General features: G+C 26.4%; 15 protein-coding genes and 1 riboswitch. Of the genes, 12 read left to right on the top strand and 3 right to left on the bottom strand.

The window, feature by feature from the left end; translation table 11 throughout:
• Window positions 1–8: 8 nt before the first annotated feature.
• From ACTG44_RS11085 to ACTG44_RS11065, 5 genes are all read left to right on the top strand, one after another.
• Window positions 9–200, top strand: a complete 192-nt coding sequence (locus ACTG44_RS11085) for a hypothetical protein (RefSeq protein WP_003424459.1) — start codon at window positions 9–11, stop codon at window positions 198–200.
• A 290-nt stretch (window positions 201–490) separates the two neighbouring features.
• Complete coding sequence (locus ACTG44_RS11080; protein WP_479920462.1) at window positions 491–2,989, top strand: heavy metal translocating P-type ATPase; 2,499 nt, start codon at window positions 491–493, stop codon at window positions 2,987–2,989.
• Between the two features lie 159 nt (window positions 2,990–3,148).
• Window positions 3,149–3,817, top strand: coding sequence for a response regulator transcription factor (locus tag ACTG44_RS11075; RefSeq protein ID WP_003424455.1), 669 nt, complete (start codon window positions 3,149–3,151; stop codon window positions 3,815–3,817).
• Window positions 3,801–5,078: a sensor histidine kinase gene (locus ACTG44_RS11070; protein WP_021385000.1), complete on the top strand. Its 1,278-nt coding sequence runs from the start codon at window positions 3,801–3,803 to the stop codon at window positions 5,076–5,078. Before ACTG44_RS11075 ends, ACTG44_RS11070 begins: the two co-directional genes overlap by 17 nt.
• 407 nt (window positions 5,079–5,485) lie before the next feature.
• Window positions 5,486–5,707: a hypothetical protein gene (locus tag ACTG44_RS11065; protein ID WP_021384971.1), complete on the top strand. Its 222-nt coding sequence runs from the start codon at window positions 5,486–5,488 to the stop codon at window positions 5,705–5,707.
• Window positions 5,708–5,952: 245 nt separating this feature from the next.
• Here ACTG44_RS11065 and ACTG44_RS11060 read toward each other — a convergent pair whose 3' ends face one another.
• A complete protein-coding gene (locus ACTG44_RS11060; RefSeq protein WP_479920461.1) occupies window positions 5,953–6,717 on the bottom strand; it encodes a DeoR/GlpR family DNA-binding transcription regulator in 765 nt (254 codons plus the stop codon).
• Between the two features lie 270 nt (window positions 6,718–6,987).
• Here ACTG44_RS11060 and fsa point away from each other — a divergent pair, with 270 nt between their 5' ends.
• On the top strand, window positions 6,988–7,662 hold the full coding sequence (fsa, locus tag ACTG44_RS11055) for a fructose-6-phosphate aldolase (protein WP_479920460.1): 675 nt from the start codon (window positions 6,988–6,990) through the stop codon (window positions 7,660–7,662).
• A 127-nt stretch (window positions 7,663–7,789) separates the two neighbouring features.
• Here the strand turns inward: fsa and ACTG44_RS11050 are convergent, their stop codons facing one another.
• Complete coding sequence (locus tag ACTG44_RS11050; RefSeq protein WP_479920459.1) at window positions 7,790–9,184, bottom strand: SLC13 family permease; 1,395 nt, start codon at window positions 9,182–9,184, stop codon at window positions 7,790–7,792.
• Between the two features lie 386 nt (window positions 9,185–9,570).
• Window positions 9,571–9,673, top strand: a riboswitch (purine riboswitch).
• Between the two features lie 93 nt (window positions 9,674–9,766).
• Here ACTG44_RS11050 and ACTG44_RS11045 point away from each other — a divergent pair.
• Entirely contained in the window at window positions 9,767–11,143 is a 1,377-nt protein-coding gene (locus ACTG44_RS11045; RefSeq protein WP_021384949.1) for an NCS2 family permease, read from the top strand.
• 93 nt (window positions 11,144–11,236) lie between these two features.
• Here ACTG44_RS11045 and ACTG44_RS11040 read toward each other — a convergent pair whose 3' ends face one another.
• Complete coding sequence (locus tag ACTG44_RS11040; RefSeq protein ID WP_479920458.1) at window positions 11,237–12,382, bottom strand: DEAD/DEAH box helicase; 1,146 nt, start codon at window positions 12,380–12,382, stop codon at window positions 11,237–11,239.
• Window positions 12,383–12,636: 254 nt separating this feature from the next.
• On the opposite strand from ACTG44_RS11040, the gene ACTG44_RS11035 reads away from it, so the two are divergent.
• The 5 genes from ACTG44_RS11035 to ACTG44_RS11015 all read left to right on the top strand — a co-directional run bounded on the left by ACTG44_RS11035 (window position 12,637) and on the right by ACTG44_RS11015 (window position 18,097).
• Window positions 12,637–13,344, top strand: a complete 708-nt coding sequence (locus tag ACTG44_RS11035; RefSeq protein WP_021384953.1) for an ABC transporter ATP-binding protein — start codon at window positions 12,637–12,639, stop codon at window positions 13,342–13,344.
• A gap of 46 nt (window positions 13,345–13,390) precedes the next feature.
• Window positions 13,391–14,986, top strand: coding sequence for a putative ABC transporter permease subunit (locus ACTG44_RS11030; RefSeq protein WP_479920457.1), 1,596 nt, complete (start codon window positions 13,391–13,393; stop codon window positions 14,984–14,986).
• A gap of 103 nt (window positions 14,987–15,089) precedes the next feature.
• Window positions 15,090–16,172 (top strand): lysylphosphatidylglycerol synthase transmembrane domain-containing protein, encoded by a 1,083-nt coding sequence (locus ACTG44_RS11025; RefSeq protein ID WP_021384944.1) that lies wholly within the window; start codon window positions 15,090–15,092, stop codon window positions 16,170–16,172.
• Between the two features lie 148 nt (window positions 16,173–16,320).
• Window positions 16,321–16,482: a hypothetical protein gene (locus ACTG44_RS11020; protein WP_021384941.1), complete on the top strand. Its 162-nt coding sequence runs from the start codon at window positions 16,321–16,323 to the stop codon at window positions 16,480–16,482.
• 346 nt (window positions 16,483–16,828) lie between these two features.
• Window positions 16,829–18,097 carry a cation:proton antiporter gene (locus tag ACTG44_RS11015; protein ID WP_021384937.1) on the top strand — a complete coding sequence of 423 codons (1,269 nt, stop codon included), beginning with the start codon at window positions 16,829–16,831 and terminating at the stop codon, window positions 18,095–18,097.
• The last annotated feature ends 64 nt before the right edge of the window (window positions 18,098–18,161 follow it).

The following is an 18,161-nucleotide window of genomic DNA, read 5'->3' as shown; positions in this document are numbered from 1 at the left end:
ACTTAAATATGATAAGAGTATGTCCAAACTGTTCAAATGTGGATGTAAATAAGTTAAAAACTTTAGTTGGAGAAGAAAATGTAAAGACTGGTTGTATAGGTCAATGTAGAGCATTTAAAAAAGAAGCTGTTGGAATAATAGACAATGAGCTTGAAATAAAAGAAACAGAAGCAGAATTCTTCGAAGCATGTAAGGAATAAACTATAAATAGAATATAAATTATAAGAAATAGAGTATATAAATTGTACAAACATTAAACAATTTATATACTCTATTTTTATGTATATATTTAATTATGAGTATACTTTTCTAGTAAATACAAATAAATATAACTAATAAATTTATTTATAAAAAAAATATTGATTAAATATACCTATAGGGGGTATAATTAAAATATAGATTTCTAAATAAACAATTTATCAAGAGTACATATCAAAGTAAATAGTTATAAATTGATTGAAAATATGTTGAAAGAAAGGAAGGAATTATTATGAGTTCAAATAAAGTAGTAGAAAGCTATAAAATTACAGGTATGACATGTGCAGCTTGTGCAAAGGCAGTAGAAAGAGTAACCAAGAAAATGGATGGAGTATATGACCAAAGCGTAAATATAGCTACTGAAAAACTGAAAATAGAATATGACAATTCTAAAGTTAGCTTTGATGATATAAAACAGGTTGTAGAAAAAGCTGGATATGGAATTATAAAGGAAGAAAGCAATAAAAAAATTGATATGAAAATTGATGGAATGACATGTGCAGCTTGTGCAAAAGCTGTAGAAAGAGTAGTAAAAAAATTGGATGGAGTAGAGAGTATTAGTGTAAATATAGCAACAGATAAAGCTAATATAGACTACAATCCATCAAAGGTAAAATTATCTCAAATAAAAGCAGCTATTGAAAAAGCTGGATATAAGCCAATAGAAGAGGTAAGAGATAAGGTTGATGTAGATGAAGATAAATTAAGAAAAGAAAAAGAAATGAAGTCTTTATTTGTTAAATTTATAGTAGCAATAGTATTTGCAGTCCCATTGTTTTATATAGCAATGGGACCTATGATAATAAAGCCTATAGGGCCATGGCCTTTGCCAGAAATTATAAATCCTATGACGAATACTTTGAATTATGCATTAATTCAACTAGTTTTAGTAATACCAGTAATGATAGCTGGATATAAATTTTATATAAATGGATTTAAAGCACTTTTTTCATTAAGTCCTAATATGGACTCTTTAGTTGCAATTGGGACACTAGCAGCATTTTTGTATAGCTTATACACAACAATACAAATAGCAAATGGTCAAATTCAAGGTATGCACCATCATCAGTTGTATTATGAAAGTGCAGGAATAATAATAGCACTTATTTTACTTGGTAAATATCTGGAATCAAAATCAAAAGGAAAAACATCAGAGGCAATTAAAAAACTTATGGGATTACAGCCCAAAACTGCAATAGTATTAGTTGATGGTAAAGAAGTAGAAACTCCTATAGAAGAAGTAGAAATAGGAGATATAATATTAGTAAAACCAGGAACTAAAATACCTGTGGATGGAGTTGTAATAGAAGGGTATACATCAGTTGATGAATCAATGCTTACTGGTGAAAGTATACCAGTAGAGAAGAACGTTGGAAGTAGAGTTACAGGAGCTAGCATAAATAAAAATGGTGTTATTAGGTTTAAGGCTGAAAAAATTGGTGGAGATACAGCTCTTGCTCAGATAATAAAATTAGTTGAAGATGCTCAAGGTACAAAGGCACCTATTGCCAAACTTGCAGATACTGTGTCTGGATATTTTGTACCAATAGTAATTGCAATAGCAGTAGTGGCGTCATTATTGTGGTTTTTAGTAGGTGGAAAAGATATAGTCTTTGTACTTACTATATTTATATCAGTACTTGTAATTGCTTGTCCTTGTGCATTAGGTTTAGCAACACCAACTGCTATAATGGTTGGGACTGGAAAAGGTGCAGAAAATGGTATATTGATAAAAGGTGGAGAGGCACTAGAATCTGCACATAAAGTAAATACAGTAATATTTGATAAAACAGGAACAATAACAGAAGGAAAACCAAAGGTAACAGATATTGTATTAAATAATGTGGAAGAAGAATATCTTATTAAGATTGCTTCGAGTGCAGAAAAAGGTTCAGAACATCCACTTGGGGAAGCGATAGTTAAATATGGAGAAGAAGAAAATATAAAATTAGAAAAAGTTGATGATTTTAAAGCTATACCAGGTGCTGGTATACAAGTTATTATCAATAACGAAAATATATTACTTGGAAATAAAAAACTTATGAATGACAATAATATTGTCCTTGAAGCTTTAGAAGAAAAATCTAATGTATTGGCAAGTCAAGGTAAAACACCTATGTATATAGCTGTAGATGGAAAGTTAGCAGGAATAATTGCAGTGGCAGATGTAGTTAAAGAAAGTAGTAAAAAAGCAATAGAGATTCTTCATGATATGGGAATAAAAGTTGCAATGGTTACTGGAGATAATGTAAAAACTGCAAATGCTATAGCAACTCAAGTAGGTATAGATATGGTTTTAGCAGAAGTTTTGCCAGAAGATAAATCAAAAGAAGTTGAAAAGTTACAAAATCAAGGTAAGTTTGTTGCAATGGTGGGGGATGGAATAAATGATGCTCCAGCCCTTGCGAAAGCAGATATAGGAATAGCAATAGGTAGTGGAACGGATGTAGCGATTGAGTCTGCCGATATAGTGCTTATGAAGAGTGACTTGATGGATGTTCCAACAGCAATTAAACTTAGTCATGAAACTATAAAAAATATAAAACAAAATCTATTTTGGGCATTTGGATATAATACGATTGGTATACCTGTAGCAGCGGGATTGTTGTATGTATTTGGAGGACCTCTATTAAACCCAATGATTGCAGCAGCAGCTATGAGTTTAAGTTCAGTTTCAGTTGTTTCAAATGCACTTAGACTTAAAAATTTCAAGGCATATAAAAGAAACTAGATTAATAAGTTAAATAAAATGTATAAAAAAGAGCTATCTTTAAATTAAAAGAATTAATTTACAAATTAAGATAGCTCTTTTTTCATGTAAAATTCACAACAATGAGATAAAATATAAGTAATATAGGAAATTTTAAATAAAATAGAAAGGATTGATAGAATGAACTCGTCAATACTTGTAATTGAAGATGATTCAAATATACAAGAATTAATATCAGAATTTTTAAGTGCAGAAGGTTATCAAGTTGATACAGCTAATGATGGATTGGAAGGTATACAAAAGTTTAAACAAGGAAGTTATGATTTAGTAATATTAGATATAATGATGCCAAATCTAGATGGTTATGGGGTTTGTAAAATGATAAGAAAATCATCAAGCGTTCCAATTATATTTTTGACTGCTTTGAATGATGAAGGGGACCAACTTAAAGGGTTTGATTTAGAATGTGATGACTATATAACAAAGCCATTTTCATTTAATCTTCTTATAAAAAGAGTAGAAGCTATATTAAGAAGAAGTAACAAAACTATAAATGATAAATTTATAGTATTTGAAAAATTAAAGCTTGATTTAAACACATATATAGCTGAGATAGATGGAGAACCTATAGAGCTTACACTAAAAGAATTTAATATATTGAAAGCTCTGATAGAGAAGTATCCTCAGGTTATAACTAGAGAAGGTCTTTTAGATAGTATATGGGGTTATGACTATTATGGAGATACTAGAATTGTTGATGCACATATAAAAAATATAAGAAAAAAAATATCATTACCATATATTAAAACTGTAAAAGGGATAGGATATACACTTGAGAAGGATATTTGATAAGTGGGAAAAGTTAAGCATAAAATATAAGTTATTTTCTATAACGACATCATTATTAATAGCATTAGCTTTAATAATATATCTAATTTTATATTTTTTATTGCCATCATATTATCATGAGTATAAAATTGAGTCTCTTCAAGAGAGTTTAAAATCTTTAGTAGATAGTTCAATTCACTTTGATACATATACTTTAGAAGAAAGACTTTATTATATGGCTAAAGACCAAAATCTAGCTATTTTATTAAAAGATAGTCAAGGAAAAATTGTATATGGAAAAAATGAAGTAGTTATTTTAAGATATAGTAAGTACATGATTAATAGTATTGAGGATGAATACAGAACATCTATACCTATATATACTAAAGATGCAAAAGATGGGCCATATACTTTAGAACTCGTTATGCCATTACAGCCAATTGATGAAGCAAACGAAGTTATAAGAAAGTTAATGCCATACATCATATCAATAGCGATATTAATAGCAATTATTGGAGCTTATATATATTCAATTGTAATAACAAAACCTCTTATAAATATAATAGAGAGTGAGAGAGAACAAGAATATAGAAGAAAGGATTTTGTCGCCACAATATCACATGAACTAAAAACTCCAATAACCATAATAAGTGGTCAAATTGAAGGTATGATTTATAGTGTAGGGAAGTATAAAGATAGGGATACTTATCTGAAAAAATCATATGAATGTACGCAAGAATTAAAAGATTTAGTAAATGAAATGATAGAAGTTTCAAAATCAGAGATACTTGAAAAAGATTTGAAATTGGTATCAATAAATATAACTGAGCTTTTAAATAGATTGGTAAAAAGACAAGTATTTTTAATAGAAGAAAAACATATGAAAACTATTTTAAATATAGAAGAAAACCTAGAAGTTAAAGCAGACCAAGAGAGAATAACTAAGGCAATTAATAATATAATAAATAATGCCATAAAATATTCTCCTGAGGGTTCAGAGCTTATAATTAGACTTTATGATAAAAATAAACGCATAAATAAAAAGACTTCTAATCAAAGAGTAGTTTTAGAAATTGAAAATACTGGTGTGACTATAGAGAAACGTTACTTGGAAGAGATATTTAATCCATTTTATAGAATAGAAAAATCTCGCTCAAGAAAAACTGGAGGAAGTGGGCTTGGACTTTATATAGTTAGTCAAATTTTTAAAAGTCATGGGTTTGATTATAGTATAAAAAACAAAGAAAACTCTGTAGTATTTACAGTTGAATTTAAAAGTTGATTTGTTTATATAAATAATATAAGTTTCAATAATAGTTCATTTTAAAATCATGAAAAATTCATACTAAAAATGTATTATATAAATATAAATAAAAGAAGTTTTAAACCATAAAATACACCAAACTATAATGATGAGATTCCCTTACATCCTCCATATAAGTCATCATTATAGTAATCCCAACAATTAAGTTACTGTGAATTTAAAAAATAACATCAAGTATATAATTTATGCTTGATGTTATTTTTATTTTGAAACAAAAAATATCTAATATATTGAAATTTATATATTTAGATACTTTTAAATTACATTTAATGACTTAAAAATTATAATTGATATTACAAATAAATATATGCACTTTGGGAAAAATAAATATAAGAAATATTATATTTACAGAGGAGGTAGTTTTGATGGATAGATTAAAAAGAGACATGAAAAATATGAAAGAAGATATAAAAGAAGGTGTTAAAAAGACAGCTTATGTAATGAAGAATACTGCTGAGGATTTAAAAGATGATGCACAAGGTGCTATGGTAAATTTAGAAATGAAAAAAGATGAGATGATGGAAAGATACGAGCAAAAAAAATTTGCTAAAGAAATAGAAAAGCAAATGAAAGATGAAATGAAATAAGACTTTATTCATCTATAATATATTTATTCTGCTAATATATTAAAGTGAATAGTATTATTAAATGGTTTGTTAAAGAAATAGACTTTCTAAAAATAACTGTATTATATTTAGAAAGTCTATTTCAAATTAATTTTTAACCATTAAATTCAATTATAAAATGATTGTTGTAGAATTAGGCTTTTTAAGGATATTTACAAAATAATAATATATATTTAGGTGTAAATATATAAAATCTGTAATTGAGTTTATAAAATATTTACATTAAATTCGGCTAAAGTACTTACTATATCAGGGGTAGGAGATTTTTCTGTAATTATAGAACTAATATCTTCTAAATGAGCAAATTTGAAGTTTCCATCAAATTTAAATTTTTTATCTTCCATAACTATAAACACTTTCTTACTTGAATTTATTATAGCTTTTTTTGTAAGACCATCTTCAATTTCAAAAGTTGTAAGTGAAGAGTTGAATACATCTACACCACAGCTACCCATAAAAGTCTTGTCAAATTTATATTTTGATATAAAGTCTATAGTTGGAGTACCAACAAAGCCATCTAAGCTAAGATTTAATAAACCCCCAGTAGAAATTATATTTAAATTATTTGGTTTTGAAGTAACTACATTTAGTATATCTAACATATTTGTGACCAGTGTTACCTTTTTATTGCTTTCAGCTAAAAGTTTTGCAAGTAATATATTAATTGTAGAGATGTCTAAAAATATAGTTTCTCTATCCATAATTAGATTAAATGCTTTTTCTGCTATTATTTTTTTTGTTGGAATGTTGATTTCTTTTCTATCTTTTGTATCTTGATTTTCTAGAGTTTCTCTGGCTAATACAGCCCCACCATAAATTCTTCGTATTGAAGAGATTTTTTCTATATTTTTTAAATCTTTTCTTATACAATCTTCTGTAACATTAAATTTAGAACTGAGTTCTTTTACAGTAACTCTGCCTTCTTTTTTTAGGATATTTAATATAGCTTGAATCCTTTCTTCTGCAAACATTTTTTCCCTCTTTTCCTAATGTAGTATTATAGTAAATATTATAAGATAAAATACAATATATCAACTATTTTAACATGGAATACAAAATTAATTTAATATAAAAAGTATATTTTTACTAATTATCTGTTTAAAATTTAATAAATAAAGAGATTATAAAATTAAAAAAAATCAAAACAATAATAAAAAAGATAAAACAATAATAAAATTATTGAAAATAATACCAAATCAATATATAATAAGAATAAATAAAGATTAAAGGGGGATATTTTAATGCAACTAATCTTAGATACAGGTAATGTGGAGGAGATTAAGGAATTATGTACTTGTTTACCAATAGATGGTGTAACTACAAATCCAAGTATTGTCTCAAAAGAAAAAAAGAATTTTAAGCAACTTATAAATGAGATAGGTGAGATTATAGGTGAGGATATGCCTATACATGCTCAAGTGCTAAGTACAAAGTATGAAGAAATATTAGAAGAGGCATTATACATAAGTAGTTTGAGAAAAAATATATATGTAAAAATACCTGTAACACAAGATGGTTTAAGAGCTATAAAAGACCTTCATAAAAAAGGGATAAAAATAACTGCTACTGCAATATTTACAGCACATCAAGGTTTTCTAGCTGCAAAAGCTGGAGCAAATTATATCGCACCTTATGTAAATAGACTTGATAATATATCTGGCGATGGAGTATCCATGGTTTCAGAACTTATAAAAATAATAGATACCTATAAAATGGATACAAAAGTACTTGCCGCTAGTTTTAAAAATGCACAGCAAGTTATAGAATTAATGCAACATGGAGTACATAGCGTTACAGTACCATATGATATTTGTAAAGCTATGATGAATCATCCATTGACAGACTGGAGTGTAGATAAGTTTATAGAAGATTGGGAGAATACTTTTGGAAAAGGTAGTAAAACAAATAATTTTTAGCATTATGATTAAAAAGTAGTTTTATGTACAATTATATAAGTAGACTTGTATGAAAAGATGAAAATATGAATTTTTTTTAATAATCTAAGCTATTATTATTTTAAGTTAATTCATATTTTCATCTTTTTTAGATTTCTAAACCTATAAGTTTCCACCATGGGAATGTCACGCATATTATTATAAAATAAGTTAAAGGAATCAGAGTTAAACCATACTTAAAAATAACCTTGCTATTATATAGATTTTCACCATGCCCAACCATTATTGTGGCATGATGGAATGGTAATATGTATTGTATACTTACTATAATGTAGACAAATAGACACAAAGTAATGCTATTTTCTCTTAGTATGTGCAAACTACCAAGTAATGGTATTACCACAGATGATGTAGTAACAGCACTTCCTAGACATATGTTCAATACTATTGTCAGAGTTATTAAAAATAAGATTGAAATAATTTCTGAAGAGTTTGGTATAAACCTTATCAGATAATTTCCCATTATATCTACAACTCCAGAGTACTTTAATACTCCACCAATTGAAAATGCTGCTATGAAAAAAATAAGTACTTTCCAATTTATTTCTTTTAAAGTATTGAATCCAACTATTTTTCTCAGTGATAAAAGAAGTACACAAATTGACATTATAATTAGAGTATTTATGTTGTGCATAAACTGGGTTAAAAACATGAAAAACATTATTCCTAGGCATAAAAAAGTATATTTTTGTTCTTTATTTAATAAATTAAATTCCTTTTTAAAATTAGAATATGAAAACTGAAATTTATTGGAATCAAGATTTCCATGAGAAATAAATTCTATTGAAGATAATTCTTTTTTAAAGATAAAAATAAATAAAAAATAAGTTATAAAACATGTAATTATGGTTGGAACAGACATATAAAAAGCCCATTGACCCCAATTTATATTACAGTTTCCAAGTTCTAATACAACATAGTTTAAAAGAGTATCCCCATTTATAAAAAACATTGATGTAAATGTAGATGCTGTAAATATACTAAACAAAAGTATAAATTTTGAATCTTCAGTTATTTTCTGCTCTTTTAAAAACTCTTTGTAAAAAGCTGATACTAGAATAACCCTCGGAAATGGTTGTGGGATAAAAAATATTAACAATATACCCAAAATATATGATAAAAGAATCATTTTTTTAGGTGTATCTACAATATTTAAAATTAGTTTTTCAGAAATAATCTTTGCAACTCCTGTTTTTGTAACTGCATTAGTAATTATGTAGGCAAGGACTATTATATAAAAATTTTCTGTAAATAAAAATTGTAAAATTACATTTAAGGGTGCAATGTTAAAAATAAATGCTAGAATTACGAAAAATAATGCAACTACAGTTTTTTCAACAGAGTCTATAGCCCAAATTAAGATGGTTAAAAAAGATAAGCATATAGAAAATTTTATATTAAAACTGCAATTAAGAGAAAAATACAGAATTATTGTAGCTATGATAGTCATATAAAATTTTTTTGGCTTAAGAATAATACCCATTTTTATATTCACCTCCATAATTTATTATATCATAATGGAGGTAAATACATTTTATCAAAAGATTATTCATTGATTATATGATTTGCAATAACTTTAATTTTTTAATGCCCTTTATGGCATATAGTTAAATTCTTCACTTTATTTTTCTAAATAAAAAATTTATCAATTTATTATAATATAATCTTAGACTAAGTTTTATATTTCAATTATAAATAAATTGTATTAAAATATCATATATTTTTCGAAAATGTAAAGAATATAATTATAATCTGAATTAAAGAAATTAATACTTAATATAATCGAATATTAATACAAAATCAGTATAATATATACGTATATATTGACAAAATTAACTATATAAATTAAAATAATATTCGTAAAGAAAAAATAATGTTTTGTATTGTATAACATATAATTTTGACAATATGGGTCATAAGTTTCTACCGGAATACCGTAAATATTCTGACTATGTATACTATTATTTAGTTAATTAAATATTTAATTAACTGAATTATGAAGGATACGGCTCAGCTTATCAATTACTGTGTCGTTTTTTTGTAAAATTTAATAGGAGGTGTTGTTATGCAAACAACAAACAGTAGTACCATGCAGAAACTTTTTCCAATTTTGACTAATAAAAATGTCGATATGAAGAAGGAAGTAATTGCAGGAGTAACTACTTTTTTAACTATGGCTTATATAATAGCTGTAAATCCAAATATTTTATCTGAAACAGGTATGCCAGCAGGTGCACTTGTTACAGGGACATGTTTAGCAGCAGCATTTGGATGTATTTTAATGGGTGTAGTTGCAAATCTTCCTTTTGCTTTAGCATCAGGCATGGGTCTTAATGCATTTTTTGCATATACAGTAGTTTTACAAATGGGTGTTCCTTGGGAAGTAGCTCTTACAGCAGTGTTTGTAGAAGGTATTATTTTTATAGTGTTATCAGTAAGTGGAGTTCGTGAGGCTGTTGTAAATGCAATACCAAAAAATATGAAATTAGCTGTTACAGGTGGTATTGGTATATTTATTGCACTTATAGGTTTAGTAAATAGTGGAATTGTTATTGGAGACCAAGCTACTCTTATCAAAATGGGTAGATTTACACCAGCAGTAATAATAACTTGTATAGGGTTAATAATTATTGCCGTATTAGATAAAAAAAGAGTTAAAGGTTCTATACTTTTTGGAATAGTAGTAAGTTCATTACTTGCTTGGGGATTTGCTTTTATGAATCCAGAGTATGCACAAAAATTAGGTATATATTTACCTGGTGGATTATTTAAATTTGAAAGTTTAGCACCAATAGCAGGTAAAATAGATTTAGGATATGTATTACATCCAACAAATATAGGTGGATTTTTAGTAGTAGTTTGTACGTTCTTATTTGTTGATTTCTTTGATACAGTAGGTACATTGGTTGGTGTTTGCTCTAAAGCAAATATGCTAGACGAAAAAGGAAATGTTCCTAATGTAGGTAGAGCTTTACTTACAGATGCAGTTGCAACTACAGTAGGTGCAGGACTTGGAGTATCTACAGTTACAACTTATGTTGAAAGTTCAACAGGAGTTATAGCAGGTGGAAGAACTGGATGGACAGCAGTAACAGTTGGTATTTTATTCTTGGCTGCAATGTTTTTCTCTCCTGTATTTATAGCAATTCCATCATGTGCTACAGCACCAGCTTTAATATATGTTGGATACTTAATGCTTGGTACAGTTAAAGATATCGAGTTTGATAATATAACTGAAGGTGTACCAGCGTTTGTTACAATTGCTTGTATGGCATTAACTTATAGTATAGGTGATGGTTTGACTTTAGGTATATTAACTTATGTTTTCGTAAATGTATTTTACAATATATTTGGAGCGAAAAAGGCAGAGGACAAGAAACATGTTTCTATAGTAATGATTGTTTTGGCTATATTATTTATAATAAAACTTTGGCTATTATAATAGATATTATTTAAAAAGTTAATTTAATAAAACAAAGAGCTATAATTTCTAATCTGTTTTGATGAGAAATTATAGCTCTTTTGTATTATTAGACTATTTAATTGTATCTATTAGTTTCCCATTTTGTAAAGTTTTAGGCGTAATTGTTATATTGAATTCTTTTTGCAAATCCTTTATAATATCTAATTCTTGTTTTGTTACTATTGATATTGTGTTACCACTTCGATTTCCTCTAGCAGTTCGACCACATCTATGCAAGTACTCATTTTTACTTTTTGGAAAATCTAAATTAAAAACATGACTTACATCTACTATGTCCAGTCCACGAGCAGATAAATCAGTTGTAATCAAAACTTTTGCTTTTCCAAGTTTAAATTTATTTATTGCATTTTTTCTATCTTCTTTTGCCATATTTCCAAAAATCCCTATTGCTTTATAGTTATGATAATTTAGTTTTGATACTAAAACTTCTATATTTTTTTCATTATTTACAAATACAATTGCTCTTTTTGGATTTGTGGCAGCTAATGTCTTTCTAAGAAAAGTGAACTTATCTCTTATCTCACCTAATAAATATGAGTGATTTATATTAGGATTTATTTGTGACTTTTCTTTCGTCTTTATTATTTCAAATTCTTTCATAATTTTATCACAAACTTTTATAGTATTATCAGTAAGGCTTGCAGAGCATCCTATAATTTGTCTATCTTTTAATGTAGTTCTTATTATATCTTCTATACAAGTTATATTTTTTCCATTTAATAGATTGTCCACTTCATCTAAGACAATAGTTTTTATATTATGCGATTTTAATTTCTTTTGTTTTATTAAGTCTAAAACTCTTCCACAAGAGCCGATTACTATATGTGGTTTTATTGTTTTTATATTTTTTATTTGTTTTTGTATATTTACTTCCCCGATTAAAGCTAAAGAGGTCAAAGGAATTTCTGAGTTTTTAGCTAATAATTCCACTTGATTTGTAATCTGCATTACTAATTCATGTGTAGGTGCAAGTATAAGAGCTTGTGTCTCTCTTTTTGACGTATCAATTTTTTCACATATAGGTAGAAGGTATGCTAGTGTTTTCCCTGTACCAGTCTGAGAGTTAATCAATAAATCTTTATTTTGTATTATATTTTCTATAGCAAGTGATTGAACTTCTGTTGGAGAAGTTATGTCTTGTTTTTTAAGCCCATCTATTAGAGTAGAACTTATTTTTAATTGTTCAAATGTATTCATGTTTTGCTCCTTCTATTTAATCATTATATTATTATAGTCAACTATTTTTTATTATACATTGTTTAGGCAAATCGAACTATACATTCTTTTATAATTATGTGTAATTTAGAATTAAATATAATTTGTATTTCTATATTTCTGATGATTTTGTATTGTATAAACTTTAAAAATAAACAAATAAAAGTTGTAATTATTTGATATTTGTTATATATTATATATAACAAATATCAAGACTATAATTAAGGAGGAAAATTATGTTAAAGATAATCAATGTATCTAAATCATATAAAAATAAAAAAGTAGTAAATAATGTTTCTTTTGATGTAAATGATGGAGAACTTTTTGGGTTTATAGGTCATAATGGAGCAGGTAAAACTACTACTATTAAAGCAATAGTTGGGATACACGATTTTGAAGAGGGAGAGGTACTTGTAAATTCTAAATCTATAAAAAAACAGCCTGTTGAATGTAAAAAAGAAATGGCATATATACCTGATAATCCAGATTTATATGAATCATTAACTGGAGTACAATATCTCAATTTTATAGCAGATATATTTGAAGTTGATAAAAATGAAAGAGAAGAGTTAATAAAATATTATTCAAATAAGTTTGAACTTAATAAAGCATTAGGGGATTTAATATCTTCATATTCACATGGTATGAAACAAAAATTAGCCATAATTTCAGCCTTAATACATAATCCAAAAATTTTAATTCTTGATGAACCTTTTGTAGGTCTTGACCCAAAAGCATCATTTATATTGAAAGAGATTATGAAGGAGTTTTGTGAAAAAGGTGGTTGTATATTTTTCTCAACACACGTTTTAGAAGTTGCTGAAAAAATTTGTGATAAGATTGCCATAATAAAAGATGGAAATATAATTGCCTATGGAACTACAGAAGAAGTTAAAGGAAGTAATTCACTTGAAAGTATCTTTATGGAATTAATAGAAAAATAAAATGTTTTTTATACAATATAGTGTCTAAAGTGAGGAATGATAAAATATGAGCAATCTAAGTATATTAATAAAAACTAATATAATAAATGAATTTAAATTAAATGCCTTAAAAAAAGCAGATGGCAGAGAAAAGCAAAAAATAATAGGAATGGTATTTTCGATTATTATTATAGCAGGTCTGTTGATTTTTTATGTAACTAGTTTAAGTCTTTATTTAGTTGATATTTTGAAACAAATAAATCAAATGGAAATATTACTGATATTTGGATTTGGACTATCAACATTGACAACAATTGTTACATCATTATACAAAACTTCATCATATCTATTTCAAGCAAAAGATTTAGACCTCTTGACTAGTTTACCAATAAAAGAATCTACTGTATTAGCAAGTAAAATAGTGATGCTAATTGGAGCAAACTATTTATTTTCTTCAATATGTATGATTATACCAGCAGTAGTTTATTTTTTAAATTCTGATGTAAGTATAACCTATTTCCCTTATTTAATATTATTATTTTTAGCTTTGCCTTTATTACCAATAATTGTTTCATCAATAATTTTTCTATTTATAGGGCAGATATCATCAAGAATAAAATATAAAAATTTAGTGTTAATCATAGGTAGTGTTATATTGATTCTATTTTATACTTTATTTATGTCAAAATTGAATTCTATATCAGTTGAAATGTTAAAAAATAGTGCATCTATTTCAGAGACTATTAGAAAAATATATCCACCTACATATTATTTTGTTGATGCTCTTAAAACAGGAAGTATAACTTCATTTTTGGTATTTATAGCAATATCAATAATACCATTTTTTATGTTTGTAACTTTATTTGCTAAAAGATTTAAAAATATAAATTCTAAGATGCGTGAAAGTTATAAATCAAAAAGTTATGAATTCAAGAGTCAAAAAATTTCAAGACCATCAAAAGCTCTATTAAAAAAGGAGTTTAAGAGATATTCTTCTTCATTCATCTACTTTTTAAATTCGTCTGTTGGTCTGTTATTTCTAATAGTAGGGACAATTTTAATATTAGTATTTGGTGCAGATAAAATGGCTGAATTACTAAAAATGAATATTGATTTTAGCCTTATAAAAATGCAGTTATTAGGTGTAATATTCTTTATAATAGTAATGAATTGTACAACATATTGTTCGATTTCTTTTGAAGGAAAAAATTTATGGATATTAAAGTCTTCTCCAATAGATGAGAAAGAAATATTCTGGTCAAAGATATTGATGAATTTTTTATTAAATGCACCATTATCTATTTTATGTCTAATACTGGTATCTATAAGATTAGGTTTTGAAGTTCAATTTATTATTGTATCAATTTGTCTAATTACAAGTCTTTCAATGTTTGTAGCTTTGATGGGTTTATTAACAAATTTATTATATCCAAACCTTGATTGGAAAAATGAAGTGGCTGTGGTAAAGAGAAGTGCAAGTATGATAGTTACAATGTTAGCATCATTAGTATATATAGTTATACTTGGAGGTATCTATATATTACTGGGAATTTCATTTTTAAATATGTATATTGTTTTAGCAAGTGTGCTTACATTAATATTAGATTTTATGATATGGAGAATTATTTCTACTAAAGGAGTAAAAATATTTAAAAGTTTGTAGATGTGTTTGTGTCTAATAGAGACTTATTTTTTTTAGTATTGCAAAGAATATGTTAAGTAGTATACTATGATATAGTGATATGAAAAAATTTAGGAGAAAATGAATGAGAAAACTATCCAAAAAAGAAAAAGATTTTATTCAATATGGATTTTTACTATTTTTGATATGTATTACTACTTATTTAGTGTTAACTACTTTAGATATAAAACTAATACCTAAAATTATAAGGCTAGTAAATAAGGCTTATATATTCTTTGGAATATTAATAATATTAGTATATATGCTAATTGAAGCTATTGTAACTCATTTGATAATAAATGCAGTTCAAAAAACAAAAGTAAAATTTATTGGTATTAAAATGGCTACAATGGGATTTTACTATAATTTAGTTACTCCATTTGCATCTGGAAGTCAACCCATGCAAATATATGCACTTACAAAATATGATGTGAGTCTTAGTAAGTCAGTAGCTATAGTTACTAATAAGACAGTGGTATTTCAAAGTACAGTTACTCTGTTTTGTGGAATTTTAATTTTGTTAAATAAGTCGTTATTAATGCAACAAGTACATTCTGTTAGAGTGTTAATAACAGTTGGTATGATTATGAATGTAAGTATGTTGTTAGGTGGACTACTAATAGTATTTAGTCCCAAACAAGTAAAAATGGTAGCAGAAATTTTGATTAATCTTTTATCTAAATTTAAGACGTTTAAATTCTTAGATTCAAAACGTGATAGAGTAAATCATTATATTGATGATTATAATTACTCTATAAAAATATTTATCAAAAATGTGAGAGTTTTAGTTTTAAGTATATTGCTTACTGTATTACAACTAATCGCGTATTTTAGTATAGTCTATTGTGTTTATAAAGCTTCAAATTTAAAAGGAGTATCTTATATACATATAATGACACTACAAGTATTTTTGTATATGGCAATATCGCCAGTGCCAACACCAGGAAATGTTGGAGCAAATGAGGTTACATTCTTTACTATGTTTTCAAAAATAATTCCAAAAGAGTTATTAGGGTATTCAGTACTCTTATATAGTGGGTTTGTATATTATTTTATATTAATAATTTCAGGTATATTTACGTTTAGGACGCATTATACATTAAATAATTGGAAAAAAGAAGAAAGAGTAAATTCTAATTTAGAAGAAGTCATTGAAAAATTTAATTAGCAAAATAATTAGGGAAATTCTAGATATAAATATAGTGTTAAATAAGCTATATTGTATTGAGAAATTTCCCTTTTTTGATTAAAATTATAGAAATTTGAAATAATAAGTAATAAATAGAAAAATTTATATTGTTTTGAAAGGAGAAAATATGAAAAAAGATAGAAAAGATGAAAATAAAAGTAAGATTTTTAGGATGAAAAAAAATCTTGATAATAAACTTGAAGTAGCTGAAGAATTACAACCAAATAAAAATATAGGAAGTATGCTTGGATATAGAATAGATAAGAAAAAAATGAATAGACCAAGCTAATGAAAATGTTGAAAATAGTACATTTTAAAAAAAATATATAATGAAATGTTTTATTGTTAAATTTAAAGTTATTTTAATAAGAAAAAAAGTCGAAAAATATCTAAAAAAGATATACATATAAATAATGCTATTATATATATACTATAAACTTGACAAAATCAACCTTTTAACGACTGGTAAAAAATATTAAAATTATATAAGCGTTATTTAATTATCAAAAATGAAGGTTAAGTTGCAGAGTCCAAAAAATATGATTGATAACATTTATTTGTGTGCTATAATTATATAGTAAAATGAATAAACGAGTATGTCATATAATGCATGCATATTGGGAGGAGAGACTGACATGGAATCATCTATACACACAATTGCCAGTAATAATTTATTGGTGATTTTTGCTGTTGTAAGTATAACTGGAATAATTTGTAGCAAGCTTAGCGAAATATTGAAAGTTCCTGATGTTGTACTATTTTTACTTGTAGGAATTCTAATAGGACCATCATTTTTAAAATTTATAGATATTCGCGGATTTCAAATAGAAAATCAACTAATACTTACATTTGGTTCTGCATTTATCTTATACTTAGGTGGAAAAGAAATAAGTTTAAAAGTGTTGAGAAATGTAAAGATATCTGTATTCTTACTAGCTACTTTAGGAGTTGTGATATCTGCTTTTATAATGCAACAAGTAATAAGCTTTGCTTTTGGAATAAGTGCAATGACTGCTTTATTAGCAGGAACTATAATAGCATCAACAGACCCAGCTACTCTTGTACCTATATTTAATCAGGTAAAAATAAAGGATAGAGTAAAACAAACTGTAATAAGTGAATCAGCTTTTAATGATGCAACAGGAGCTATATTAACATCAGCAGTGTTAGCTGTAATTTTATCAAATAAATTTTCATTAAGTGAAAATATTTATGAATTAGGGACAATGGTTATTGTCGGAGTTGTGATTGGTTTAATTACAGGAATACTGCTTTTGAAATTGGTTAATGATAAACCATATGGAATATTCAAAGATTTTGCACCAATAATATCTGTTATTTCAGTTGTAGTTGCGTATGAATTATCTACAAAATTAGGTGGAAGTGGATACATGTCTTGCTTTATTGTAGGTATAATAACTGGAAATAAGAAAAACTTTAGAATTTGGTTAAGTCAAAAATCTTACGATGCAGATTTCTATGTTGCTGAAACTTTAGGTACTATTTGTCGTATGGCAATATTTATAATATTAGGTAGCCAAGTTAATTTAGCTCAATTAGGTAAATATTTTGTGCCATCTGTAATTACAGTACTAGTATTAATGTTTATAGCAAGACCACTTTGTGTTTTAGTTTGTACACTTGTGGATAGAGAAGCAAAATGGAGTAAAAATGAAATGTTATTTATGATGTGGGTAAGGGAAACAGGAGTAATACCAGCTGCACTTTGTGGTATCATTTCAGCAATGAAAGTTCCTGGATACGAAGTAATTTCATCAGTAGTATTTATGACTATACTAATCACATTAGTAATACAAGGAAGTACTACAAAATTGGTAGCTAAAAAACTTGGATTATTAGAAGAAGAAGTGATAAATATAAGTGAAAAAGTATCAACTTTTTAAAATTTCACTTTAAATAATACACAATAATGGCTATTTTAAAATTATCTAATGATAATTATTGAAA

It is taken from the genome of Clostridioides sp. LIBA-2809 (assembly GCF_056688965.1).
This window is presented reverse-complemented; position numbering and strand designations above follow the sequence as displayed.

Coding starts and splice junctions, on each gene's coding strand:
- ACTG44_RS11060 (WP_479920461.1), bottom strand. CDS start 6,717: ATGTTTGCAGAAGAAAGGATTCAAGCTATATTAAATATCCTAAAAAAA.
- ACTG44_RS11030 (WP_479920457.1), top strand. CDS start 13,391: ATGAGCAATCTAAGTATATTAATAAAAACTAATATAATAAATGAATTT.
- ACTG44_RS11065 (WP_021384971.1), top strand. CDS start 5,486: ATGGATAGATTAAAAAGAGACATGAAAAATATGAAAGAAGATATAAAA.
- ACTG44_RS11020 (WP_021384941.1), top strand. CDS start 16,321: ATGAAAAAAGATAGAAAAGATGAAAATAAAAGTAAGATTTTTAGGATG.
- ACTG44_RS11085 (WP_003424459.1), top strand. CDS start 9: ATGATAAGAGTATGTCCAAACTGTTCAAATGTGGATGTAAATAAGTTA.
- ACTG44_RS11015 (WP_021384937.1), top strand. CDS start 16,829: ATGGAATCATCTATACACACAATTGCCAGTAATAATTTATTGGTGATT.
- ACTG44_RS11080 (WP_479920462.1), top strand. CDS start 491: ATGAGTTCAAATAAAGTAGTAGAAAGCTATAAAATTACAGGTATGACA.
- fsa (WP_479920460.1), top strand. CDS start 6,988: ATGCAACTAATCTTAGATACAGGTAATGTGGAGGAGATTAAGGAATTA.
- ACTG44_RS11045 (WP_021384949.1), top strand. CDS start 9,767: ATGCAAACAACAAACAGTAGTACCATGCAGAAACTTTTTCCAATTTTG.
- ACTG44_RS11075 (WP_003424455.1), top strand. CDS start 3,149: ATGAACTCGTCAATACTTGTAATTGAAGATGATTCAAATATACAAGAA.
- ACTG44_RS11050 (WP_479920459.1), bottom strand. CDS start 9,184: ATGGGTATTATTCTTAAGCCAAAAAAATTTTATATGACTATCATAGCT.
- ACTG44_RS11040 (WP_479920458.1), bottom strand. CDS start 12,382: ATGAATACATTTGAACAATTAAAAATAAGTTCTACTCTAATAGATGGG.
- ACTG44_RS11025 (WP_021384944.1), top strand. CDS start 15,090: ATGAGAAAACTATCCAAAAAAGAAAAAGATTTTATTCAATATGGATTT.
- ACTG44_RS11035 (WP_021384953.1), top strand. CDS start 12,637: ATGTTAAAGATAATCAATGTATCTAAATCATATAAAAATAAAAAAGTA.